Origin of the sequence: Aestuariivita boseongensis, assembly GCF_001262635.1 — a bacterium.
Lineage (GTDB): Bacteria > Pseudomonadota > Alphaproteobacteria > Rhodobacterales > Rhodobacteraceae > Aestuariivita > Aestuariivita boseongensis.
Genome location: NZ_JXYH01000009.1, coordinates 19,930 through 42,739 on the forward strand (window position 1 = coordinate 19,930; position 22,810 = coordinate 42,739).

Annotated in this window: 22 protein-coding genes; 13 read left to right on the forward strand and 9 right to left on the reverse strand. The window is 59.0% G+C overall.

The genetic code is table 11. The annotated features are described in order from the left end of the window. The first annotated feature begins 9 nt into the window (after nt 1-9). The 4 genes from mnmG to TR61_RS05475 are packed head-to-tail and all read left to right on the forward strand — an operon-like array spanning nt 10 to nt 4,170. On the forward strand, nt 10-1,872 hold the full coding sequence (gene mnmG, locus TR61_RS05460) for a tRNA uridine-5-carboxymethylaminomethyl(34) synthesis enzyme MnmG (protein WP_050928967.1): 1,863 nt from the start codon (nt 10-12) through the stop codon (nt 1,870-1,872). Continuing rightward, nucleotides 1,872-2,465 carry a 16S rRNA (guanine(527)-N(7))-methyltransferase RsmG gene (gene rsmG, locus TR61_RS05465; RefSeq protein WP_050928832.1) on the forward strand — a complete coding sequence of 198 codons (594 nt, stop codon included), beginning with the start codon at nt 1,872-1,874 and terminating at the stop codon, nt 2,463-2,465. The genes mnmG and rsmG overlap by 1 nt, the downstream gene beginning before the upstream one ends. Further along, a complete protein-coding gene (locus TR61_RS05470; protein WP_050928834.1) occupies nt 2,458-3,267 on the forward strand; it encodes a ParA family protein in 810 nt (269 codons plus the stop codon). Before rsmG ends, TR61_RS05470 begins: the two co-directional genes overlap by 8 nt. An 18-nt stretch (nt 3,268-3,285) precedes the next feature. Further along, entirely contained in the window at nt 3,286-4,170 is an 885-nt protein-coding gene (locus TR61_RS05475) for a ParB/RepB/Spo0J family partition protein (RefSeq protein WP_245626825.1), read from the forward strand. On the opposite strand, the gene hemW is transcribed toward TR61_RS05475, so the two are convergent. The 3 genes from hemW to rph are packed head-to-tail and all read right to left on the reverse strand — an operon-like array spanning nt 4,167 to nt 6,638. After that, nucleotides 4,167-5,354, reverse strand: coding sequence for a radical SAM family heme chaperone HemW (gene hemW, locus TR61_RS05480; protein ID WP_050928836.1), 1,188 nt, complete (start codon nt 5,352-5,354; stop codon nt 4,167-4,169). The two genes, TR61_RS05475 and hemW, sit on opposite strands and share 4 nt — an antisense overlap. Beyond that, nucleotides 5,317-5,928, reverse strand: coding sequence for an RdgB/HAM1 family non-canonical purine NTP pyrophosphatase (gene rdgB / locus TR61_RS05485; protein WP_050928838.1), 612 nt, complete (start codon nt 5,926-5,928; stop codon nt 5,317-5,319). Before rdgB ends, hemW begins: the two co-directional genes overlap by 38 nt. Beyond that, a complete protein-coding gene (gene rph, locus TR61_RS05490; RefSeq protein ID WP_050928840.1) occupies nt 5,925-6,638 on the reverse strand; it encodes a ribonuclease PH in 714 nt (237 codons plus the stop codon). The genes rdgB and rph overlap by 4 nt, the downstream gene beginning before the upstream one ends. Before the next feature lie 113 nt (nt 6,639-6,751). On the opposite strand from rph, the gene hrcA reads away from it, so the two are divergent. Then, nucleotides 6,752-7,816, forward strand: coding sequence for a heat-inducible transcriptional repressor HrcA (hrcA, locus tag TR61_RS05495; RefSeq protein ID WP_050928842.1), 1,065 nt, complete (start codon nt 6,752-6,754; stop codon nt 7,814-7,816). A gap of 10 nt (nt 7,817-7,826) precedes the next feature. Beyond that, nucleotides 7,827-8,387, forward strand: coding sequence for a nucleotide exchange factor GrpE (locus TR61_RS05500; protein WP_050928844.1), 561 nt, complete (start codon nt 7,827-7,829; stop codon nt 8,385-8,387). 61 nt (nt 8,388-8,448) lie between these two features. On the opposite strand, the gene mutS is transcribed toward TR61_RS05500, so the two are convergent. Then, on the reverse strand, nt 8,449-11,067 hold the full coding sequence (gene mutS / locus TR61_RS05505; RefSeq protein WP_050928969.1) for a DNA mismatch repair protein MutS: 2,619 nt from the start codon (nt 11,065-11,067) through the stop codon (nt 8,449-8,451). Between the two features lie 151 nt (nt 11,068-11,218). Between mutS and TR61_RS05510 the strand changes: the two genes are divergently transcribed. Together TR61_RS05510 and TR61_RS05515 are read left to right on the forward strand one after the other, a co-directional pair. Further along, nucleotides 11,219-13,474, forward strand: a complete 2,256-nt coding sequence (locus TR61_RS05510; protein WP_050928846.1) for an NADP-dependent malic enzyme — start codon at nt 11,219-11,221, stop codon at nt 13,472-13,474. Next, nucleotides 13,474-14,346: a ribokinase gene (locus TR61_RS05515; RefSeq protein WP_050928849.1), complete on the forward strand. Its 873-nt coding sequence runs from the start codon at nt 13,474-13,476 to the stop codon at nt 14,344-14,346. The genes TR61_RS05510 and TR61_RS05515 overlap by 1 nt, the downstream gene beginning before the upstream one ends. On the opposite strand, the gene msrA is transcribed toward TR61_RS05515, so the two are convergent. Then, on the reverse strand, nt 14,343-15,005 hold the full coding sequence (gene msrA, locus TR61_RS05520) for a peptide-methionine (S)-S-oxide reductase MsrA (protein WP_050928852.1): 663 nt from the start codon (nt 15,003-15,005) through the stop codon (nt 14,343-14,345). The genes TR61_RS05515 and msrA overlap by 4 nt on opposite strands. A 148-nt stretch (nt 15,006-15,153) precedes the next feature. On the opposite strand from msrA, the gene TR61_RS05525 reads away from it, so the two are divergent. Together TR61_RS05525 and TR61_RS05530 are read left to right on the forward strand one after the other, a co-directional pair. Beyond that, nucleotides 15,154-16,062 (forward strand): D-amino acid aminotransferase, encoded by a 909-nt coding sequence (locus TR61_RS05525; protein WP_050928854.1) that lies wholly within the window; start codon nt 15,154-15,156, stop codon nt 16,060-16,062. Next, nucleotides 16,062-16,766, forward strand: coding sequence for a sulfotransferase-like domain-containing protein (locus TR61_RS05530; RefSeq protein ID WP_050928970.1), 705 nt, complete (start codon nt 16,062-16,064; stop codon nt 16,764-16,766). Before TR61_RS05525 ends, TR61_RS05530 begins: the two co-directional genes overlap by 1 nt. 2 nt (nt 16,767-16,768) lie before the next feature. On the opposite strand, the gene TR61_RS05535 is transcribed toward TR61_RS05530, so the two are convergent. Beyond that, nucleotides 16,769-17,221 carry a DUF3592 domain-containing protein gene (locus TR61_RS05535; RefSeq protein WP_050928856.1) on the reverse strand — a complete coding sequence of 151 codons (453 nt, stop codon included), beginning with the start codon at nt 17,219-17,221 and terminating at the stop codon, nt 16,769-16,771. Next, entirely contained in the window at nt 17,221-18,444 is a 1,224-nt protein-coding gene (locus tag TR61_RS05540; RefSeq protein ID WP_050928859.1) for an argininosuccinate synthase, read from the reverse strand. The genes TR61_RS05535 and TR61_RS05540 overlap by 1 nt, the downstream gene beginning before the upstream one ends. A 108-nt stretch (nt 18,445-18,552) precedes the next feature. On the opposite strand from TR61_RS05540, the gene ilvA reads away from it, so the two are divergent. Both ilvA and TR61_RS05550 read left to right on the forward strand, forming a co-directional pair. Then, entirely contained in the window at nt 18,553-19,779 is a 1,227-nt protein-coding gene (gene ilvA / locus TR61_RS05545) for a threonine ammonia-lyase IlvA (RefSeq protein WP_050928861.1), read from the forward strand. A 12-nt stretch (nt 19,780-19,791) separates the two neighbouring features. Further along, nucleotides 19,792-20,604, forward strand: coding sequence for an SDR family oxidoreductase (locus TR61_RS05550; RefSeq protein ID WP_050928863.1), 813 nt, complete (start codon nt 19,792-19,794; stop codon nt 20,602-20,604). Nucleotides 20,605-20,607: 3 nt separating this feature from the next. Here TR61_RS05550 and TR61_RS05555 read toward each other — a convergent pair whose 3' ends face one another. Then, nucleotides 20,608-20,931 carry an Hpt domain-containing protein gene (locus TR61_RS05555; RefSeq protein WP_050928865.1) on the reverse strand — a complete coding sequence of 108 codons (324 nt, stop codon included), beginning with the start codon at nt 20,929-20,931 and terminating at the stop codon, nt 20,608-20,610. A 158-nt stretch (nt 20,932-21,089) separates the two neighbouring features. On the opposite strand from TR61_RS05555, the gene TR61_RS05560 reads away from it, so the two are divergent. Beyond that, the gene (locus tag TR61_RS05560) at nt 21,090-22,373 is read left to right on the forward strand and encodes a PP2C family protein-serine/threonine phosphatase (protein WP_050928868.1); all 1,284 of its coding nucleotides are present in this window, start codon (nt 21,090-21,092) and stop codon (nt 22,371-22,373) included. Here TR61_RS05560 and TR61_RS05565 read toward each other — a convergent pair. Then, complete coding sequence (locus TR61_RS05565; RefSeq protein ID WP_050928870.1) at nt 22,370-22,807, reverse strand: NUDIX hydrolase; 438 nt, start codon at nt 22,805-22,807, stop codon at nt 22,370-22,372. The genes TR61_RS05560 and TR61_RS05565 overlap by 4 nt on opposite strands. Nucleotides 22,808-22,810 lie beyond the last annotated feature (3 nt).

Sequence of the window (22,810 nt, forward strand, 5' to 3'; positions counted from 1 at the left end):
GTGTTTCACGTGAAACATTTTGATGTCGTTGTGATTGGCGGAGGCCACGCGGGCGCAGAAGCTGCTCATGCTGCAGCGCGAATGGGCGCGCAGACGGCGTTGATCACGCTGACCCGTTCTGGAATCGGTGTGATGTCCTGCAACCCGGCAATTGGTGGGCTGGGGAAAGGCCATCTTGTGCGCGAGATCGACGCCCTGGATGGTGTCATGGGGCGTGTGGCAGACCGCGCCGGGATACAGTTTCGTTTGTTGAATCGCCGGAAAGGGCCTGCAGTTCAAGGCCCGAGGGCGCAGGCGGATCGCAAGATCTATCGCGAAACCATGTTGGCAGAAATCGAAGCGCAGCAGAACCTGACGATCGTGGAGGGGGAAGCCGTCGATTTCATCATGGATGGCGCCAAGGTGTGTGGTGTTGTTCTGCAAGATGGATCTTGCATACCGGCACGGGCCGTTATTCTGACAACGGGTACGTTCCTTCGTGGTGTCATTCATATCGGCGATGTAGCGCGGCCGGGTGGGCGGATGGGAGATAAACCCTCCATCAAACTGGCAGAGCGCATCGATTCTTTTGGCCTTCCTCTTGGGCGCCTGAAAACGGGAACGCCGCCGCGTCTGGATGGGCGAACGATCAATTGGGTTGGTCTTGAGATGCAGCCGGGTGACGACGATCCGACGCTGTTCTCGTTCCTGTCGAAAACTGTTTCGGCACCGCAGATTTCCTGCGGGATTACGCATACAAACCCGCAGACACATGAGATTATTCAGGAAAACCTGGAGAAATCTGCGATGTATGGTGGACACATCGAGGGTGTTGGCCCGAGGTATTGCCCTTCGATCGAAGACAAGATTGTCCGCTTTGCAGACAAGGAATCCCACCAGATCTTTCTTGAGCCGGAAGGTGCGGATGATCACACGATTTACCCGAACGGCATTTCAACATCCCTGCCGGAGTCGGTGCAGGAGGCCTATGTCCATTCGATTAAGGGGCTTGAGCGGGCAGTCATCCTGCAGCCTGGTTATGCGATCGAGTATGACTATGTCGATCCACGCGCACTGACGCCGCAATTGGCTTTGAAGGACGTTCCTGGCCTTTATCTTGCGGGACAAATCAATGGAACCACAGGATATGAGGAGGCAGCGGCGCAAGGCATGGTGGCGGGTTTGAACGCCGCACGTGCGGTTGCGGACCAAGATCCAATTACGTTCAGTCGATCAAACAGTTATATCGGCGTAATGATCGATGATCTGACCACACGCGGCGTTTCCGAGCCGTATCGCATGTTCACGTCGCGCGCGGAGTTCCGGCTTTCCCTGCGCGCGGACAATGCAGATCAACGTCTGACGCCATTGGGCATTCAGATTGGTTGCGTCGGTCAGGTGCGTCAGCGGGCCTTCGAACACAAAATGGAAGCGCTGGATCACGTGCGGGATCAGTTGACTGAAACCACTTACACACCAAAGCAAATTCAAGCCGCGGGTATTTCGATCAATCAGGATGGCACACGCCGCACTGGGCTGGCGGTTTTGGCCTTTCCCGATGTGACTTTCGAAGATCTGATCGCTTTGAATCCTGCCCTGAAGGATACGGACGAACCGACACGGCGTCAGATAGAACGTGATGCGCTTTATGCCAACTACATCGAACGTCAGAAAAAAGATGTGGAAACCCTGAAGAAAGATGAAGGGCAGGCAATACCGGCGGATTTCGATTACTACGCTATTGATAGCCTTTCGAATGAACTGAAAGCAAAGCTGCATCAAGCGCGCCCGGCGAATCTGCTGCAGGCGTCCCGGATTGATGGTATGACCCCCGCAGCCTTGGCTTTGCTATTGGCTCGGATCAAGCGTGACGGACAGAAGAAAACCGCGTGATGCTGGATGTTTCACGTGAAACACTGGATCGGCTGAAGGCGTTCGAAGCGCTTGTCCTGAAGTGGACACCAAAGATCAATCTGATTTCCAAGAAGGATCAGGCAGACATTTGGGGGCGACACATTCTGGATTCTCTGCAGGTGGCAGAGTGTGGGGAGCCCTGCGATCATTGGGTCGATATTGGGTCAGGCGGCGGGTTCCCTGGCATTGTCCTGGCTGTTTATGCCAGGGAATACTGGCCAAAGACCCGTTTCACCCTGATTGAAAGCGACCAAAGGAAGTGCACATTCCTGCGCACTTCCATTCGCGAGCTTGATCTGAACGTCACTGTTCTATCCCAGCGCATAGAAGAGGCGCCCCCACAGAACGCGGATATTCTGTCTGCGCGGGCACTGGCAGACCTTGATACGCTTCTTGGCTTTGCTGATCGTCATTTAAGCACTGCCGGATTTGCTTTGTTTCAAAAGGGCGAGTCCTGGCAAAAAGAGGTCGAGGACGCCCGCAAATCATGGCGTTTCAAATGCGAAGCAGTTAAAAGTCATACTCACGACTCTGCCGTAATATTGAAGATCGAAGGAGTGTCGCGTGACTGACCTGTCTCGCCCGGCCGGACCCCGGATTATTGCCGTTGCCAACCAGAAAGGGGGGGTTGGAAAAACCACAACAGCGATCAACCTTGCTGCGGCCCTGGCAGAAGCGGGGCGGAAAGTGCTGGTGGTTGATCTTGATCCGCAAGGCAATGCGTCAACCGGACTGGGCATCGAAGCCGCACAGCGGGATGCAACGACCTATGACCTGCTGGTCGACGATGCTCCGCTCGAGGATGTGATTCAGGAAACTGACGTCGAAAACCTGGCCATTATTCCTGCAACCGTGGATCTGAGTTCCGCTGATATCGAACTGATATCGAACGAAAAGCGCAGCTATCTTTTACACGATGCGCTACGACAGGTTGCGATGGATGCTTATGGTTTCCACTACATATTGATTGATTGCCCACCTTCGCTGAACCTTTTGACCGTCAACGCAATGGTGGCGGCACATTCTGTGCTGGTGCCGTTGCAATCTGAATTCTTTGCTTTGGAAGGGTTGTCGCAGCTGATGCTGACCGTGCGCGAGGTGCGCCAGACGGCCAACCCGAACCTACGACTGGAAGGCGTGGTGCTGACCATGTTCGACAGGCGCAACAACCTGTCGCAACAGGTCGAGCAGGACGCGCGCGACAATCTGGGCGATCTGGTGTTTCAGACCATTATCCCGCGCAATGTCCGGGTAAGCGAAGCGCCGTCCTTCGCCATGCCGGTTTTGTCCTATGACCCGCATTCGCAGGGGGCGCAGGCCTATCGCGCGCTGGCGCAAGAGATCCTGCAGAACGCAACACAGCAAGCAGCATAAGCAACAGAGGAACGAGACGTGGCAGAAAAGAAAAAATCGCGCGGCCTGGGCCGGGGATTGTCGGCGTTGATGGCAGATGTTCCTGTGGAGTCATCCGACACTCAATCCACCGCGCCTCGCGCAGCTGATCAACTTGTCCCGATCGAAAAGATTCAGCCCAACCCGGACCAGCCACGGCAGTCTTTCGCAGAGGAGGCGTTGCAGGAGCTTGCATCGTCGATCCAGGAAAAAGGCATCATCCAGCCTCTGATTGTACGGAAGAAAGGGTCCGGCTTCGAAATTGTTGCCGGCGAACGCCGCTGGCGCGCTGCGCAAAGGGCTCAACTGCATGAAATTCCGGTGATCGTGCGCGACTTCACCGATACCGAGGTGCTGGAAGTCGCCATCATCGAAAACATCCAGCGCGCCGATCTGAACCCGGTGGAAGAGGCCGCAGGGTACAAGCAGCTGATGGAACGCTTTGGTCACACGCAGGAAAAACTGGCTGAAGCCATGGGCAAAAGCCGCAGCCACATCGCCAACCTGATGCGGTTGCTGACCCTGCCGGATCAGGTGCAGACGATGTTGCGCGAAGGCAAGCTGACCGCAGGTCACGCGCGGGCATTGATCACCGCGGATGATCCGCTTGCTCTGGCGCAGCAGGTGGTTCAGCGCGGTCTTTCCGTGCGCGAAACCGAAAAGCTCGCCAAGCAGAAGCCTGCGACCACAACGCCCGACAAACCGAAGGTCGCGGCCCCGGAAAAGGACGCGGATACCAAAGCGTTGGAAGGGGATCTGTCGGCGGCCGTGGGTATGAAGGTTCAGATCGACCATACGCCGGGCAAGGAATCCGGTACGCTTTCGATCAAGTACGGATCACTGGACGATCTGGATACGCTCTGCCAGTTGCTGAGCCGGGGTTAGGCATTGGCCAGCGCGGCAATCACGCTGTTCAAAACCATAAACCCTTGATCTGAAACAATTATTTTCTTTCTATTCGCGCGGATCATGCCGATATCGGTCAGATGATCCAGTGTCGCCTGATCCAGTGGATGCCCGGCCAGCGCCTCGTAACGCGCGCGGTCGATCCCCTCGCGAATGCGCAGGCCCATCAGCAGGTATTCCTGCGCCTGTTCTTCATGCGAGATCGCGTCGCGGATATGTTCCGCCCGACCGGTTTCTACCGCCGACAACCAGGCACCCGGCGCGCGCAGACATTCGGTGGCATATCTCTGCCCGTCGATTGTGACCCGCCCATGCGCACCTGGTCCGATGCCCGCGTAATCTCCATAGCGCCAATAGATCAGATTGTGCCGCGATTCCGAACCGGGACGGGCGTGGTTCGACACTTCGTAATTCAGAAATCCGGCATCCGCGCAGATGTCCTGTGTCAGCGCGTACATATCCGCAGCCGCATCATCATCCGGCAACCCGCGCAACTTGCCGACCTGGTACCTGTCGCCGAAAGCGGTCCCATCCTCGATCGTCAGCTGGTAAAGTGAAAGATGGTCAATCGCCAGTGTCAGAGCCTGTTTCAGCTCATCCTCCCAGGCCGAAACCGTCTGGTCCTGCCGGGCATAGATCAGATCGAAGCTGACACGGTCAAAGCAATCCCGCGCGATATCAAAAGCGGCCATCGCCTCGGCCACGGAATGAATGCGGCCCAGCCGCTTGAGGTCACGGTCGTTCAACGCCTGTATCCCCATGGAGATGCGGTTGACCCCCGCGTCGCGAAATCCGCGGAACTTGCCGGCCTCGACGGATCCGGGATTGGCTTCAAGCGTGATTTCGGGATCATTGGCCATGGGCCACAGTTTTCTGACATGATCCAGAACTGCAGCGACCGTATCGGGATGCATCAGGCTGGGCGTGCCGCCGCCGAAAAAGATCGTGTTCAGGGTGCGTCCCGGCAATTCGGCCGCCACGCGATCCAATTCAGCGACATAGGCGCGTGCCCAGGCCTTTTGGTCGATATGAGCCACAACATGGCTGTTGAAATCGCAATACGGGCATTTGGCCTGACAAAAGGGCCAATGGATATAAAGGCCAAAGCCCGCGTTCTTCCAATCGTCAGTCAAAACAACCGGCGACAAGTTTGCGGAACGCATCGGCGCGGTGGCTGATCCTGTTCTTTTCCCAGCGATCCATTTCGCCAAAAGTCTGAGCGTAGCCTTTGGGCTGGAAGATCGGATCATATCCATGACCCTGATCGCCACGCATGGGCCAGACGATTTCCCCTTCCATCACGCCGGGGAAAACCTCGTCATGGCCATCCGGCCAGGCCAGAACCAAAGTGCAGCAGAACCGCGCAGTGCGGGGGTGGGGGGCGTCTTTCGCCTCCAATTCGTCATGCGCACGTGTCATTGCCATCACGAAATCCCGGCCGTTCGGCGTTTCGGCCCAATCGGCGGTGTAAACACCGGGCGCACCGTCCAGCGCGTCAATCTCGATCCCGGAATCGTCGGACAATGCAGGCAGGCCGGTTGCCTTCGCCGCCGCATGCGCCTTGATCCGGGCGTTGCCGACGAAGGTTGTTTCGGTTTCTTCCGGTTCGGGCAAATTCATCTCGGCCGCGCCAACGACGGCAACGCCGTACGGCTCCAGAAGATGCGCGATCTCTTCCAGTTTGCCCTGGTTGTGGGTGGCGACCAGAAGCCGGTCGCCGGTGAACTTGCGTGTCATGCGGTGGCGGCCTTTTGCGCGGCGACCAGCTCTTCCACGCCCTTTTCGGCCAGATCCAGCATCATGTTCATCTGATCGCGGGAATAGGTGGCGCCCTCTGCGCTCATCTGAACTTCGATCAGTTGCTTGGATCCCGTCATGATGAAATTGCCGTCCACGCCGGCTTCGGAATCCTCGGGGTAATCCAGATCCAGCACCGCCTGACCCGCATAGATCCCGCAGCTGACCGCCGCGACCGGATCAAGCAACGGATCGCTGATGACATCGCCTGCCTTCATCAGCTTGTTCACTGCCAGCCTTAACGCGACCCAGCCGCCTGTGATCGACGCGCAGCGCGTCCCGCCATCGGCTTGCAGCACATCGCAATCGACCGTGATCTGCCGTTCGCCCAGGGCGACCCGGTCCACACCGGCCCGCAGGCTGCGGCCAATCAGGCGCTGAATTTCAACAGTGCGCCCGCCTTGCTTGCCGGAAGCGGCTTCGCGTCGCATCCGGGTGTTCGTCGCGCGCGGAAGCATGCCATATTCCGCCGTCACCCAGCCCAGGCCCGAGCCCTTGATGAAGGGTGGCACGCGGTCTTCGATGGTCGCGGTGCACAGCACATGGGTATCGCCCATCTTGATCAGGCAAGACCCTTCGGCATGTTTGGTGAAGCCCGTTTCGATTGAAACGGCGCGCATTTCACTTAAATCTCGTCCTGAGGGTCGCATGAGACATCCTTTATCTGTTCACAGCCGGGATATCGCCCCCCAGACAGTTGATGCAACCCCGATTGACCTTTGCCGTGGCACGAATTTAATGACGTTCGGATCAAGGAAGCCCCATGCCTGATACGCCGCAAATTCTGGAAGAGATGAACGACCGCTCGCGCGAGGTGTTTCGCCGCGTGGTCGAATCCTATCTGGAAAGCGGTGATCCTGTAGGCTCACGCACGCTGACCCGCACGCTGAGTGAGAAGGTCAGCGCAGCGACAATTCGCAACGTCATGCAGGATCTGGAATATCTGGGCCTTCTGGACAGCCCGCATGTGAGTGCCGGGCGCGTGCCAACGCAATTGGGGCTGCGGATGTTCGTGGACGGGTTGCTGGAAGTCAGCGATCTGGATGATGAAGACCGCGAAAAGATCGACGCGACGGTGACCAGCAATTCGCAGGATGTCAGTTCCATGCTGGATCGCGTGGGATCTGCTCTGTCCGGGGTGACGCGCGGGGCGTCGGTGGTGCTGACGCCCAAGCGGGAAGCGGCGCTGAAACATATCGAATTCGTGTCTTTGGCCCATGACCGGGCTTTGGTTGTGCTGGTGTTTACCGACGGGCATGTGGAAAACCGGCTGTTCACCCCGCCGCCGGGATCGACACCGTCATCCATGCGCGAAGCGGCCAATTTCCTGAACGCGCTGATCGAAGGCCGCACCCTGAGTGAACTGCGCGGCGTCATTCAGACAGAGATCTCTAGGCGGCGGCAGGAAATTGACGCCTTGGCCCAGGCGTTGGTCGAATCGGGTCTGGCCAGCTGGGACGGCGATTCATCGGAAGCCGCGCGGCTTATCGTGCGCGGCCGGTCCAATTTGCTTGAGGCCGATGGGGCTGAGGAGGAGCTTGAGCGCATCCGAAGCCTGTTCGACGATCTGGAGCGGAAACGCGATATCGCCGATTTCCTGGAACTGACCGAAGAAGGTGAAGGTGTGCGCATTTTTATCGGGTCAGAGAACAAACTTTTTTCACTTTCGGGTTCCTCTCTGGTTGTCTCTCCATATATGAACGCGGATCGAAAGATTATTGGTGCCGTGGGCGTGATCGGGCCGACTCGTCTGAATTACGGACGGATCGTTCCGATCGTGGATTACACGGCTCAGCTGGTTGGGAAACTGATTTCCGACCGGAAATAGAGGTTAAGCAATGGCAGAGCCAAAAGAAGACGATTTTCTGGATGATGTGAGCGAGGCAGAGGCCGAAGCGATGGCCGACGACATGGCCGAGATTTCGGACGAAGCCGCCGAGCTGGACGCGCTGCGTGCCGAGCGGGATGACTACAAAGACAAGTTCATGCGCGCCCTGGCCGAGACCGAGAACGCGCGCAAACGGTCTGAAAAGGCGCGTCGCGAGGCGGAGCAATATGGCGGGTCGAAACTGGCCCGCGACATGCTGCCGGTCTATGACAACATGAAACGCGCGCTGGACGCGGCCGGAGAGGAACAGCGCGCTGCAGCGTCTGCCCTGATCGAAGGGATCGAGCTGACCATGCGCGAGCTGACGAATGTGTTCAAAAAACACGGGATCGAGGTGATTGCGCCGCAAGTGGGCGACAAGTTCGATCCGCAGCTGCATGAGGCGATGTTCGAAGCGCCCTTGCCCGGAACCAAGGCCGGGGAAATCATCCAGGTCTCGGCGGAAGGTTTTATGCTGCACGACCGGCTGTTGCGCCCGGCGCAAGTTGGCGTGTCGTCCAATCCTGGCTGATCGCGCGCTTTTGGCGGTTGTCGGTTTTCCGTATTTGGGAAGAGAAGAAGCAGGGGGGCGGTCAGGTTTTGGCTGCCTCTTTCAATTTGTAGATCAGGTCGAGCGCCTCTTTCGGGGTCAACTCATCGGGGTGAATGTCGTGGATCATTGCGTCCAACGGTGACGGTTTCGTTGGCTGTGGCGGTGGCGTTGCGCTGACGGAAAAAAGCGGCAGGTCGTCCACGATGGCCTTTTGCGCGGCACCGCCTTCACGTTCACCCTTTTCCAAAGCGTCCAGCACAACACGGGCGCGCTCGACCACCGACTTTGGCAGGCCCGCCAATTGCGCCACCTGCACACCATAGCTGCGGTCGGCAGCACCTTTGCGGACCTCGTGCAGGAAAATGACCTCGCCTTCCCATTCCTTTACCGCAACAGTGGCGTTTTCGACGCCGTCCAGCTTCCCGGCGAGGGCGGTCATTTCGTGGTAATGGGTGGCGAACAGCGCGCGGGATTGGTTGACCTCGTGCAGATGTTCCAGTGTGGCCCAGGCGATGGACAACCCGTCATAAGTGGCGGTGCCGCGCCCGATTTCATCGAGGATGACCAAAGCGCGATCATCGGCCTGGTTCAGGATCGCGGCGGTTTCGACCATTTCCACCATGAAGGTCGACCGCCCGCGCGCCAGATCGTCTGACGCGCCTACGCGGCTGAAAATCTGGCTGACCAGACCGATATGGGCGCTGTCTGCGGGCACATAGCTGCCCATTTGCGCCAGAAGGGCGATCAGGGCGTTCTGGCGCAGGAAAGTCGATTTACCGGCCATGTTGGGCCCGGTCAGCAGCCAGATCGCGGCGCCATCCTCGGCCGTCAGGGTGCAGTCATTGGCCACAAAACTGTCGCCCGATTGTTTGCGCAGCGCGTATTCCACAACCGGATGGCGACCACCCACGATGTCGAAGCTGCGAGAGCTGTCGACCTGCGGCAGGCACCAGTCTTCGCCGCGCGCCAGATCGGCCAAAGCGGTCGCCAGATCGAACTCCGCCAGCGCGCGGGCAGTCGTGTTGATCTGTGCGGCCCTCTCCAACACAGCGCCCGAAAGCGTTTCATAGAGCCGCTTTTCGATCTCCAGAGCTCGCCCCCCTGCATTGAGGATCTTGGTCTCCATCTCGGAAAGTGGGACCGTTGTGAACCGGACTTGGTTGGCGGTGGTCTGACGGTGAATGAAGGTGTCGGACAGGGGCGGCGACATCATCTTTTCGGCATGGGTCGCCGTGGTTTCGATGAAATAGCCCAGCACATTGTTGTGCTTGATCTTCAACGATTGAATGCCGGTTGCGCCGATATATTCCTGCTGCATCCCAGCGATGACAGAACGCCCTTCGTCGCGCAATTTGCGCGCCTCGTCCAATTCTCCGTCATACCCGGTGGCAATGAACCCCCCATCGCGCGCCAACAAGGGCGGATCAGCGATCAGGGATGCGTCCAGAAGGTCGATCAGATCGCCATGGCCGGTCAGGTCCTTCGCGGCAGAGGTCAGAAGATCCGGCAGATCCATCGCACCAGTCTGATCGGCGATGGCTTCGGCCTGGGTCAGAGCGTTACGAATGGCGGCCAGATCGCGCGGGCCACCACGGCCGAGCGACAGGCGCGACAGGGCGCGGTCCAGGTCTGGCACTTTGCGCAGCGCTTCGCGGATTTGGCCCGTGTTAGAGCCGTTTTCGACACAGAATGTCACTGCATCCAGACGTCTTTGAACGGTTTCCAGATCGCGGGAGGGGCTGGACAGGCGTTGCTCCAACAGCCGTGCGCCGCCTGCGGTCACGGTGCGGTCCATCACTGACAAGAGCGATCCCGCACGCCCGCCGGACAAGGCATGCGTCAGTTCCAGATTGCGGCGCGTCGCGGCGTCGATCTGAACAACACGGTCCTGAAATTCACGCGCAGGGGGCTGAAGGAGCGGGAGTTTGCCCTTTTGCGTGATGTCCAGGTAATCGACCAGGGCACCCATGGCCGATACTTCGGGGCGGGTGAAGGGGGCGAACGCTTCCAAGGTGCCCACAGAAAAGAGACTACACAGACGCTTTTCGGCATTTGTGCTGTCGAAACTGGCGCGACCCAGCGCGGTAACAGGCACACCCAAATCGGATGTGATCTCGGACAGGTCATGTTCCACCGCCTCCGAGACAATCAGTTCCGATGGGGCAAGGCGGGCCAGTTCCGGACCCAATCGCGCGGGTTTTATCGGCATCACGTGGAACGCGCCGGTTGAGATATCCGACCACGCCAAAGCCGCATCGCCCCGAATATCCATATACGCGGCCAGGAAATTGTGGCGGCGCGCTTCTAGCAGCGCATCTTCGGTCAGTGTTCCGGGTGTGACCAGCCGCACCACATCGCGTTTGACCACGGACTTCGACCCGCGCTTTTTCGCTTCCGCCGGGCTTTCCATCTGTTCGCAGACCGCCACGCGGAACCCTTTGCGGATCAGCGTCAGCAGATAGCCCTCCGCCGCGTGTACCGGGACGCCGCACATGGGGATATCGTCGCCTTCATGCTTGCCGCGTTTGGTCAGGGCGATGTCCAAAGCCTCGGCCGCGGCGACGGCATCGTCGAAGAACATCTCGTAAAAGTCGCCCATCCGATAAAAAAGAAGCGCGTCTTTATGCGCCTCTTTGATCTCGAGATATTGCGCCATCATGGGCGTGACACTGCTCACCGCTGACCCCCCGGTTTCGGTTTGCATGACCTTACAAATCGTGCCCCTGTGACGAAAGGTGAAAACGCATTGTCGTTGAGGCGTTCTTGCGCCTGCGCTAGAACGCATGAACCGGATCAGGGAGGACGCCGCAATGGCCAATAACAAGATCACCGACGAAGAGGCGCTGGCGTTCCATCTGGAACCCACGCCCGGCAAGTTCGAGGTGACGGCGACCGTGCCCATGACGACGCAGCGTGACTTGTCTTTGGCCTATTCGCCGGGGGTCGCGGTGCCGTGCGTGGCGATCGCAGAAAATCCGGAAACGGCCTATGATTACACCAACAAGGGCAACCTTGTGGCGGTGATTTCCAATGGTACGGCTGTGCTGGGGCTGGGCAATCTGGGCGCGCTAGGATCGAAGCCGGTGATGGAAGGCAAGGCGGTGCTGTTCAAGCGCTTTGCCGATGTGAATTCCATCGATATCGAGCTTGATACCGAAGATCCGGATGAATTCTGCAAGGCCGTGCGCCTGATGGGGCCGACCTTTGGCGGGATCAATCTGGAAGACATCAAGGCGCCCGAGTGTTTCATCATCGAACAGCGCCTGAAGGAAGAGATGGATATCCCCGTGTTCCACGATGATCAGCACGGCACGGCTGTGATCTGTGCGGCGGGTCTGATCAATGCGCTGCATATCTCGGGCAAGAAGATCGAGGATGTGAAGATCGTCCTGAACGGGGCTGGGGCCGCCGGGATCGCCTGCCTTGAGCTGTTGAAAGCGATGGGTGCGCGGCATGACAATTGCATCATGTGTGACACCAAGGGCGTTATTTATCAGGGCCGGACCGAAGGCATGAACCAATGGAAATCGGCCCATGCGGTGAAAACCGATTGCCGGTCGCTGGAGGATGCGATGAAGGGCGCGGATGTTTTCCTGGGTGTCAGCGTCAAAGGTGCAGTGACACAGGAGATGGTGGCGTCGATGGCCGACAACCCGGTGATCTTTGCCATGGCCAACCCTGACCCTGAGATCACACCGGAAGAAGCGCGCGAAGTGCGTATGGACGCCATCGTTGCCACCGGGCGCAGCGATTATCCCAACCAGGTGAACAACGTTTTGGGCTTTCCCTATCTGTTCCGGGGCGCTTTGGACATCAACGCCCGCGCCATCAATGACGAGATGAAGATTGCTTGCGCTCATGCTCTGGCTGCGCTGGCCCGCGAAGATGTGCCAGACGAAGTTGCGCTGGCCTATGGCAAAAGCCTGTCATTTGGACGTGATTACATTATCCCAACGCCGTTTGATCCCCGGCTGATCCACAGGATTCCGCCGGCCGTTGCCAAGGCAGGGATGGACACAGGGGCTGCCCGCCGCCCGATCATCGATATGGAGGCTTATGAGATCGGCCTGAAATCCCGCATGGACCCGACCGCGTCGATCCTGCGCGGTCTGAATGCGCGGGCGCGTGCCGCTCAGGCGCGGATGATCTTTGCCGAAGGTGACGATCCGCGTGTGTTGCGTGCCGCTGTCACCTATCAACGCTCGGGTCTGGGCAAGGCGCTTGTGGTCGGGCGGTCGGATGACGTGAAAGCCAAGCTTGAGAAGGCAGGCCTAGGCGATGCCGCGCGCGAGCTGGAAGTGATCAACGCCGCCAACACCTCCCATCTGAGCACTTATAAGGAATTCCTGTTCAACCGCCTGCAGCGGAAAGGATTTGACCGGCAGGATATTCACCGCCTAGCCGCCCGCGATCGCCATGTCTTTGCCGCGCTGATGCTGGCCCATGGCCATGGCGACGGGCTGGTTACCGGGGCCACGCGCAAATCGGCGCATGTGCTGGACCGGATCAACCACGTGTTTGACGCCGACGCCGCGCATGGGGCTGCCGGTATCACGGCGCTGTTGCACAAGGGCCGGATCGTCCTGATCGCCGATACGTTGGTGCATGAATGGCCCAGCGACGAGGATCTCGCCACCATCGCCGAACGCGCGGCCGATGTCGCGCGCCACATGGGTCTGGAACCTCGCGTGGCGTTCGTCAGCTTCTCGACCTTCGGCTATCCCGTGTCGGAGCGCGCCACGAAAATGCATATGGCCCCCAAAGTTCTGGAGCGGCGTGGTGTCGATTTCGAATTCGAAGGGGAAATGACCGTGGATGTCGCCCTGAACACTCAGGCGCAGGCGCAATATCCGTTCAGCCGCCTCACCGGGCCCGCCAACATCCTTGTCGTGCCCGCGCGCCATTCTGCCAGCATCTCAGTGAAACTGATGCAGGAAATGGGCGGCGCCACCGTGATTGGCCCCATTCTGGCCGGTGTCGACAAACCAATCCAGATCGCCTCGACCGTATCCACGGCGAATGACATCCTGAACATGGCCGTTCTGGCCTCTTGCGAGATTGGCTGATGACAATCTGGAACCTTGGGTCGATCAATCTGGATCTGATCTATGGGATGGATCGCCTGCCGGGACGCGGTGAAACCGTTGCAGCCACGTCCAAGGCGGAATTTCTGGGCGGGAAGGGCACGAATATGTCCGTGGCTGCCGCACGGGCGGCGGCGCGGGTCTGTCATATCGGCGCTGTTGGTCCTGATGGGCGCTGGGCGAAGGATCGGTTGCTGGAATATGGCGTTGACACCCGCCATATCGCGCAGATCGACTCGCCCACGGGCCACGCCATCGTTGCAGTCGAGGTTGCAGGCGAAAACCAGATCATCATCTTTTCTGGTGCAAACAGGGCGATTCCCCCTGAATTAGTGTCGAATGCGCTGGCCGAGGCGCAGACTGGCGACATCCTGATCCTGCAGAATGAAACCAACGCCCAGGTCGAAACCGCCCAGATGGGAAAAGAGCTGGGATTGCGCGTCTGCTATGCCGCCGCCCCGTTCGATGCGGATGCGGTCAAAGCGGTTCTGCCTTTCCTTGATTTCCTGATTCTGAACGCGGTCGAGGCGCAGCAGCTTCAAACCGCGCTGGGAACCGCGATATCGGACCTGCCGGTGCGCGACATCATCGTCACCAAGGGCGCGGATGGAGCCGAGTGGATCTGCACCGAAACAGGCTCTAATCAAGCGTTTCCCGCGCGAAAAGTGCAGGCCGTGGATACGACGGGCGCGGGGGATACGTTCACAGGATACGTGTTGGCCGGGCTGGATCGCGGGATGCCAATGGCGCAGGCGATCTCTCAGGCCATGCTTGCGGCGTCGATCATGGTGACGCGGCATGGTACGGCGGACGTGATCCCGGATCTGAAGGATATCCAGGATCTGATGCTTTAACCGCCCGCAAACGGTGCTGCATCGCCCCAAAGCTGGCGCACGCGCTGATCACGACCGCAGGCTTGACGATAGAACTCATATGCGCTGGCCTTGGTCTTCGGACCGGCGCGCGTAATCACCAGCCCACTGCTTTTGTAATAATCCTGATGATAGGCCTCGGCCTCATAAAACGGGGATTCATCGCGGATCGGGGTAACGATCTTTTCGCCCAGTTGCTTTTGCGCCTTGGCCAGAACCGCTTGCGCCAGCTCTCTTTCCTGCGGGTTAGAGACGAAAATCGCCGTGGAATAGCTGAATCCGCGATCGCAGAATTGACCGCCTGCGTCGGTCGGATCAATCGACCGGACGAATTTGCTCAAAAGCTCCTGACGCGAGACGATGTGGGGATCAAACCGGATCTGCACCGCCTCCACATGGCCGGTGCCGCCACGCACGACCTGTTTATAGGTCGGATTGGCCACCTCACCGCCGGTAAAGCCGGAAACAACCTCGGTCACGCCGGGTACCTTTTCGAAATCCGCCTCAACACACCAGAAACAGCCACCCGCGACGGTCAGCGTTTCAATTTCGGCCGCTTTGGCTTCGTGAGATTTCAGAAAAAGGCCAACAACGATCAGCAGGCTTAAAGTGATCGGTTTGAACATGTTGCACAGGCGCATGGCATCACCTCCATCATGCGTTGACGGTGAACCCGTAATCCGAGTCGCGCAATTACCTGACATGGATTGTCACGCGCTGGTGACCGGATTTTACTGCTTGGCCTTTCCGCGCGCCGGGCCTAGCGTTCGTCGCGAAACGGAGGGGGCCATGACAGATCACGTCACCACACATCAGGCGGAAGAGGATGCGCGCAACGAAGACATCCTGATTTACGTGAATGGCCGGGTTGTGCCCAAGGCGCAGGCGACGGTCAGTGTTTATGATAGCGGCTTCATGTTGGGCGATGGCGTTTGGGAGGGGCTGCGGCTTTATAACGGGCGCTGGGCCTTTCTGGACGAACATATCGACCGGCTGTTCGAGGCCGCGAAAGCCATTGATCTGGATATCGGTCTGGACCGCGACGGCGTGATTTCTGCCTTGTTAGAGACGCAAAATGCCAATGGCATGACCACCGATGCTCATGCGCGATTGATGGTGACGCGGGGTGTGAAGGTGCGACCCTTCCAGCATCCGGCGCTCAGCCAGTCGGGACCGACTTTCGTGATCATCATGGAGCATTCCAAGCCCTCGATCCCCCGGCCGATCCGTTTGGCAACGGTGCCGCATCTGCGTGGCTTGCCAATGACCCAGGATCCCAAGCTGAACTCTCATTCAAAGCTGAACTGCATCCTAGCCTGCATCGCGGCGGAAAAAGCCGGCGCGGACGAGGCGCTGATGCTGGACGTGCATGGGTTCGTGAACACGACCAATGCCTGTAACTTCTTTGTCGTGAAAAAGGGGGAGGTTTGGACCTCGACCGGGGATTACTGCATGAACGGGATCACCCGACAAAAGGTGATCGACCTGTGCCGCGCGAACGACATCCCGGTTTTCGAACGGAACTATTCGCTGGTCGATACCTACAGCGCGGATGAAGCTTTTCTGACCGGCACGTTCGGCGCGCAGACCCCTGTGGGTGAGATTGATGGACGGCAGATCGGGGATGGGCAGATGGGCCCGATGACCAAACGCATCCGGGCGCTGTATAAGGACCTGATCGAACGGGAATGCGCCTGATGCGCATCGCGATGTGGTCCGGGCCGCGCAATCTGTCGACGGCGATGATGTATGCCTTTGCGGCACGGGATGATTTCGCCGTTTGGGACGAGCCGTTTTACGCGGCTTACCTGAAACACAGCGGTTTGGATCATCCGATGCGGGATGAGATCATTGCCGCGCATGAAACGGATCCTCATGTGGTTGCGCGGGCGATTTCAGGCTCTATTCCGCAGGAAAAACCGCATTTCTATATGAAGCACATGCCGCTTCACATGCTGGACGGCTTCCCTTTGGACTGGGCGAAGGACTGCGTGAACGTGCACCTGATCCGCCATCCGGCCCGCGTGATCGCCAGCTATGCCGCGAAACGCGAACAGCCCACGCTGGATGATATTGGATTTCGCCAGCAGGTGGAGTTCTACGAAACGCTTCCTGGCCCTGTGATCGACAGTTTTGATATACGCCAGAACCCCGAGGCTGCGTTGCGCAAGTTATGTGAAGCGATTGACCTGCCGTGGGATCCCGCGATGTTGCGATGGGAGGCCGGGCCGAAATCTTTTGACGGTGTCTGGGCCGCGCATTGGTATGGCGCTGTGCACCGATCGACCGGTTTTGCCGAGGCAGAGGGCGATTTGCCCAAGTTAGAGCCTGATATGGCCGCGTTATGCGTTCAGGCCATGCCTTTTTACGACGCCCTGCGCAGGCATTGTTTGCGCCTGTGAGGTCAGTCGTCGTCTTTGACCCGTTCGGTTAAACCGGACCAGACGGCGACGGCGCAGATCAATAATCCAAGCCCGCCGAAGAAGATCGCGGCGAGGCCAAGCAACCAAAGCTCCTCCCCGCCCGGCATGCGAACATAGGAATATGCCGGGTTGTAGAGAACGTCGATCGTTTGACCATCGGATGTTTGGTACATGGATGATCCGAACTGCGTCCTCATTTCCTGCGGTTGGTCGGAGCCCGCATCCACCGACAGGGTCGGCCAATAGGTGCAGCCGTCGTCGTCACAGCTTTCGCCGTTTTCGATCACAGTTGCACGAACTTCCTGCGCGTCGTTCAGGAAGTTCTGTGTCGTCCAAACCTGCCACACGCCGAAAGCGAAAAAACTGCCCCCGATCGCAAGACTAAAGAGCGCGCCAGCGACCGTCGGCCAGACGATGCGGCGGCGCGATCCCATCACCCCAGCCGCCGATTTCGCGCGGCCAGAAGTTTCAGGCGAAGGGCGTTCAGTTGGATAAACCCGGCGGCGTCCTTCTGGTCATATGCGCCTGCATCTTCCTCAAACGTCACATGCGCTTCGGAATAGAGGCTGTGATCGGACCAGCGACCCACACAGCGCGCGCTGCCTTTGTAAAGCTTCAGACGCACAGTGCCGGTCACGTGGGTCTGGCTCGCGTCAATCGCGGCCTGCAGCATTTCGCGTTCGGGGGAGTACCAGAAGCCGTTATAGATCAGTTCGGCATAGCGCGGCATCAGTTCGTCTTTCAGATGCGCCGCGCCGCGGTCCAGCGTGATGGATTCGATACCGCGATGCGCTTCCAGCAGCAGGGTGCCGCCAGGGGTTTCATAGATGCCGCGGGATTTCATGCCGACGAAACGACCTTCGACCAGGTCCAACCGGCCACAGCCGTGTTTGCCGCCCAGTTCGTTCAGCTTGGTCAGGATCGTGGCGGGCGACATCGCCTCGCCATTGATTGACACGGCGTCGCCTTTTTCGAAACCGATTTCTACGTATTCCGGCGTGTCGGGCGCATCCTCCGGGTGCACGGTGCGCTGGTAGACATAGTCTGGCGCCATCTCGGCCGGGTCTTCCAGAACCTTACCCTCAGACGAGGTGTGCAGAAGGTTAGCATCGACCGAAAACGGTGCTTCGCCACGCTTGTCTTTGGCGATCGGGATTTGGTTCTTTTCGGCGAAGTCGATCAGCTTCGTGCGGGAGGTCAGATCCCATTCCCGCCAAGGCGCGATCACCTTGATCTCGGGGTTCAGCGCATAGGCTGACAGTTCGAAGCGCACCTGATCGTTGCCTTTCCCGGTCGCGCCGTGGGCGACAGCGTCGGCCCCGGTTTCTGCCGCGATCTCAACCAAGCGTTTGGAGATTAGCGGCCGCGCGATGGAGGTGCCCAGAAGATAGAGCCCCTCGTAAACCGCGTTGGCGCGGAACATCGGGAACACGAAGTCGCGGACGAATTCCTCGCGTACATCTTCGATATAAATGTTCTCGGCCGGGATGCCGAGCATCAGGGCCTTTTCGCGCGCTGGCTCAAGCTCTTCCCCCTGGCCCAGATCTGCGGTGAAGGTGACCACCTCGCAGCCATATTCCGTCTGCAGCCATTTCAGAATGATCGAGGTATCCAGACCACCGGAATAGGCGAGGACAACTTTCTTGGGCGCGGACATGGGATGGTTCCTTCTTGGCATATGACGGCTGGCTGTTACCGGGTTTTGCGGCGGTGAACAAGATATGCGTGGCTTGCTTTGATGCGCTGGCTGCGCCACAGAAGATGGATGACTGATTTTCGCGACAAGGCCCGTGCGGCCACACAGGAAATGCGCGCTGTGTTCGACCCGACGCCGCTGCAGCTGAATGCGCATCTGTCGGAACGGTTCGGTGCCGACATCTGGCTGAAACGCGAGGATCTGAGCCCGGTCCGATCCTACAAGCTGCGCGGGGCGTTCAATGCGATGCGCAAGCTGCCGGACCAAAAGCTGTTTGTCTGCGCCAGTGCTGGCAATCATGCCCAGGGCGTTGCTTACATGTGCAAGCATTTCAGTGTGCATGGTGTGATCTTCATGCCGGTGACAACGCCCCAGCAGAAGATCCAGAAAACACGGATGTTCGGTGGCGATCAGGTCGAGATCATTCTGACGGGCGATTACTTTGATGACACGCTGGCCTCGGCCCAGGCCTATGCGGCGGACAAGGGTGGGCACTTCCTTTCGCCGTTCGATGATCCGGATGTGATCGAAGGGCAGGCTTCGGTCGCGGTGGAGATTGAAGAGCAATTGGGCCGCGCGCCTGACTACATCGTATTGCCCGTGGGTGGGGGCGGCATGTCGTCGGGTGTGGCGACCTATTTCGGGGACCGGACATATCCCTTTTTTGTGGAGCCGAAAGGCGGTGCCTGCCTGCGCGCAGCTTTGGCAGCGGGCCATCCGGTCCAGCTTGAGAAGGTCGATACCTTCGTTGATGGTGCCGCAGTAGGCCGGATCGGGGAACGGACGTTTGAATTGCTGAAGAACACGCCCATTCGCGATGCGCTGGTTCTGAGCGAGGATCGCATTTGCACCACCATTATCGAGATGCTGAATGTCGAAGGCATCGTTCTCGAGCCCGCAGGCGCCCTGGCGATCGAGGCGCTGGGCGACATCGCCCGGCAGGTGCGGGGCAAGACGGTTGTGGCCGTGACCTCGGGCGGGAATTTCGATTTCGAACGCCTGCCCGAAGTGAAGGAACGTGCGCAGCGATACTCCGGTACCAAGAAATACTTCATTCTGCGCCTGCCTCAGCGGCCCGGTGCGCTGAAGGAATTTTTGAACATCCTGGGCCCCGATGACGACATCGCGCGGTTCGAATATCTGAAGAAATCCGCGCGCAATTTCGGGTCGGTTCTGATCGGGATCGAAACCTCGGCCCCGGAAAACTTTGACCGGCTATTTGCGCATCTGGATGACGCAGGGTTCACCTATACCGATATCACGAATGATGAGACAGTTGCCCAGTTCGTGATCTAAGGGAGGGGCGACATGGATGTGTCAGGAAAAACGGCGATCATCACCGGCGGTGCCAGCGGGATTGGGGAGGCCTTGGTCCGTGCCATGGCCGCTGCCGGGGCGCAGGTCGTGATTGCCGATCTGAATGGTGATGCCGCGCAGGCTTTGGCGGATGAGGTCGGTGGGCTGGGCCTTGCATGCAATGTGACGCAGGAAGCTGACATTCAGGCGGTTGTCGCCGAAACGGAAAAGCGGTTCGGCCCCGTGGATGTTTTTGTGTCAAACGCCGGGCTTGGACGCGGGGAACCGTCGCATGCGGCCTCGGCCAGCGATAAGGTCTGGCAATTGAATTGGGACGTGCATGTGATGAGCCACGTCTATGCTGCGCGCGCGGTGTTGCCTGCGATGATCGAACGCGGGGATGGGTATCTGGTTAACATGGCCTCGGCCGCCGGATTGCTAAGCCAGATTGGCGACGCGGCCTATTCTGCAACCAAACATGCCGCGGTCAGCTTTGCCGAATCGCTGGCGATCGCGCACGGGCCGGACGGGGTGAAAGTGTCGGTGATCTGCCCGCAATATGTGGCGACGCCCCTGATCGGCCTGAGTGCCGAAGACGCCGCCAATACGCCCGCTTTGCGCACGCCGGAGCAGGTGGCGCAGACCGTGATGGAAGGCATTGCCGAGGAACGGTTTCTGATCCTGCCGCACGAAGAGGTTGCCCAATTCGTCAACATGCGCGCCATGGATCGGGAGCGGTGGTTGCAAGGCATGCGCGGATTGCGTGCCAAGGCGCTGCGTGAATTCGGCGAGCTGAAGCTGACCGAGTTTTACAAGCTGATGTAACGCTTAATCAGCCAGCATGGCGGGCAGCCTGGCCTTGAATTCGGTCAGGGACGTATCCAGGACGTCGATGATGCGGGGGGTATCCACCGCTTGACCTGACCGCGCCAGTGTTTCGCCTTCCTGGCAAAGGCCCGCCAGTTGCGACAGGCCCAGATTCAACGCATTGTTCTTCAGGGCATGCGCCAGCATTTCGAGGTCAGCGGTATCGGCGTCGCGCAGTTTTGCGGCGGTATCCGCCACCTCATCGAGGAAGATTTCGACGATATCGTCGAAGTCTTCCGCGCCAACATCGTTACGGAGGTCTTTCACCCGGTCCCAGTCAATCATGTCCAATCGGCCTTGTGTCACGTGCCCGAAATGATCGGGCCAAAGCCTTACCTCTTCGCTAAGGCGCGGATTTTAGACATTCAAATTCGCGGCTTCACTTCTGCTTAAGGGCTACCTGCCACGGTTGACCAAATTGATTGCAGAACGGCGAGAAGACAGTGTCGGTAAACAAAAGTTCACAGCAAGGATATTGGGGCGGTCAGGGCTCCACACGGTCGGTGCGGCGGGTGCTTCTGGTCGATGACAGTTTGTTGGAGCGTCGGATCGTCGCCGCCTCCCTTCGGAAATGGGGATATGAGGTGATGGAAGCGTCCGATGCGCAATCCGCGCTGTCGATGTGTCAGCATCAGTTCCCCGATCTGGTGCTAAGCGATTGGATGATGCCGGGGCTTTCGGGGCCTGAATTCTGCCAGGCCTTCCGCGATATGTCCGAAGGGGATTACGGGTATTTCATCCTTCTGACCTCGAAAAGCGAATCGAATGAGGTTGCGCATGGTCTGAACGCCGGGGCTGATGATTTCCTTACAAAACCCGTCAGCCCGCAGGAGTTGCGCGCCCGGATCGCGGCGGGGGATCGCATCCTGAAAATGCAGCGGGAGCTGAGCGAATCGAACCGCGTTGTGCGCGAAACGCTGGAGCGTTTGCAGGAGGTGTACGACAAGATCGACGCCGATCTGATGCAGGCGCGGAACATTCAGAATTCACTCGTGCCGCATCTGGACCATGATTTTGGTCCGAACCATGTCAGCCTTCTGTTTGAACCTTGCGGCCATATCGGCGGTGACCTGGTCGGCATGTTTTCCCCGGCGCGCAACAGCCTTGGGTTTTACAGTCTGGATGTGTCGGGCCATGGCATCACGTCGGCCATGATGACGGCCCGGCTGGGAAGCTATCTCTCTGGTACGCATCTGGAACAGAATGTGGGTGTCGAACGTGGCGCGGATGGCAGTTTCGCGCTGCGCGACCCGGTGGATGTGGCCGCGCGGCTGAACACCCGTCTGGATGCCGACACCGGGATCGAGGAATACTTTACCATGGCCTATGCGGTTGCTGATCTGGCAACCGGGCGAGTGAAAATGGTGCAGGCCGGTCATCCGCATCCCTTGCTGCTGCGCCATGACGGGAGCGTTGAATTTCTGGGCGATGGTGGCGCGCCGATCGGTCTTCTGAGCGACGCAGGCTTTGAGCAGATCGAATTCCAGATGGAACCCGGTGACCGGCTGCTTCTTTATTCCGACGGTCTGACGGATTGCCGGATGCGCGATGGTAAGATGCTGGAAGAAAATGGCCTTCTGGATTTGATCGAAGGTGCCAAAACCGCGCATGGACGTGAGTTTCTGGAAGATCTGTATTGGCAGCTGACACAGCGGATGCATCCGGATCGCGGGATCGAAGATGATATCTCGGCAACCCTGTTCGAATATCACGGGCCGGAAAGCTAAAGAAACGCCCGTGTCACGAAATGCCGGTCGCCCGCGTTGCCCAGGATCTGCGCCGCGGTGTGCGGCGCGGCCCAAAGCACTTCGTGATCCGGTTCGACCGGTGGTCCAAGCTGCCGGGTGGGATGGGCTAGGTAGATATGGCAGACCTTTTCGGCCCAGATGTCGTATTCGGGCATGAACACAAAGCGGCGGAACACCCCAAGACGGCGCGGCGTGGCAATGCGCCAGCCGGTTTCCTCATAGACTTCGCGATGCAGTGCGGTTATCGGCGTCTCTCCGGGATCGATGCCACCGCCGGGGAGCTGGATATCCGGGATATCCGCCATCTGGACGGTCAGCAAAAGTTGCCCGTCCCGCGGCAAAACCGCATAGGCACCGGGCCTTAGCGTATAGCGCCTGTCGGCCTCACGCGGGGAGCCAAAACGTCTGATCATACC

What these genes read in the sequence shown, in the direction of transcription:
- rdgB (WP_050928838.1), bottom strand. Translation starts at nt 5,928, where the DNA reads ATGACACGCAAGTTCACCGGCGACCGGCTTCTGGTCGCCACCCACAAC.
- TR61_RS05500 (WP_050928844.1), top strand. Translation starts at nt 7,827, where the DNA reads ATGGCAGAGCCAAAAGAAGACGATTTTCTGGATGATGTGAGCGAGGCA.
- TR61_RS05540 (WP_050928859.1), bottom strand. Translation starts at nt 18,444, where the DNA reads ATGTCCGCGCCCAAGAAAGTTGTCCTCGCCTATTCCGGTGGTCTGGAT.
- TR61_RS05515 (WP_050928849.1), top strand. Translation starts at nt 13,474, where the DNA reads ATGACAATCTGGAACCTTGGGTCGATCAATCTGGATCTGATCTATGGG.
- msrA (WP_050928852.1), bottom strand. Translation starts at nt 15,005, where the DNA reads ATGCGCCTGTGCAACATGTTCAAACCGATCACTTTAAGCCTGCTGATC.
- rph (WP_050928840.1), bottom strand. Translation starts at nt 6,638, where the DNA reads ATGCGACCCTCAGGACGAGATTTAAGTGAAATGCGCGCCGTTTCAATC.
- TR61_RS05550 (WP_050928863.1), top strand. Translation starts at nt 19,792, where the DNA reads ATGGATGTGTCAGGAAAAACGGCGATCATCACCGGCGGTGCCAGCGGG.
- TR61_RS05535 (WP_050928856.1), bottom strand. Translation starts at nt 17,221, where the DNA reads ATGGGATCGCGCCGCCGCATCGTCTGGCCGACGGTCGCTGGCGCGCTC.
- rsmG (WP_050928832.1), top strand. Translation starts at nt 1,872, where the DNA reads ATGCTGGATGTTTCACGTGAAACACTGGATCGGCTGAAGGCGTTCGAA.
- mutS (WP_050928969.1), bottom strand. Translation starts at nt 11,067, where the DNA reads ATGATGGCGCAATATCTCGAGATCAAAGAGGCGCATAAAGACGCGCTT.
- TR61_RS05530 (WP_050928970.1), top strand. Translation starts at nt 16,062, where the DNA reads ATGCGCATCGCGATGTGGTCCGGGCCGCGCAATCTGTCGACGGCGATG.
- ilvA (WP_050928861.1), top strand. Translation starts at nt 18,553, where the DNA reads ATGACTGATTTTCGCGACAAGGCCCGTGCGGCCACACAGGAAATGCGC.
- TR61_RS05510 (WP_050928846.1), top strand. Translation starts at nt 11,219, where the DNA reads ATGGCCAATAACAAGATCACCGACGAAGAGGCGCTGGCGTTCCATCTG.
- TR61_RS05555 (WP_050928865.1), bottom strand. Translation starts at nt 20,931, where the DNA reads ATGATTGACTGGGACCGGGTGAAAGACCTCCGTAACGATGTTGGCGCG.
- TR61_RS05525 (WP_050928854.1), top strand. Translation starts at nt 15,154, where the DNA reads ATGACAGATCACGTCACCACACATCAGGCGGAAGAGGATGCGCGCAAC.
- TR61_RS05565 (WP_050928870.1), bottom strand. Translation starts at nt 22,807, where the DNA reads ATGATCAGACGTTTTGGCTCCCCGCGTGAGGCCGACAGGCGCTATACG.
- hemW (WP_050928836.1), bottom strand. Translation starts at nt 5,354, where the DNA reads ATGCGTTCCGCAAACTTGTCGCCGGTTGTTTTGACTGACGATTGGAAG.
- hrcA (WP_050928842.1), top strand. Translation starts at nt 6,752, where the DNA reads ATGCCTGATACGCCGCAAATTCTGGAAGAGATGAACGACCGCTCGCGC.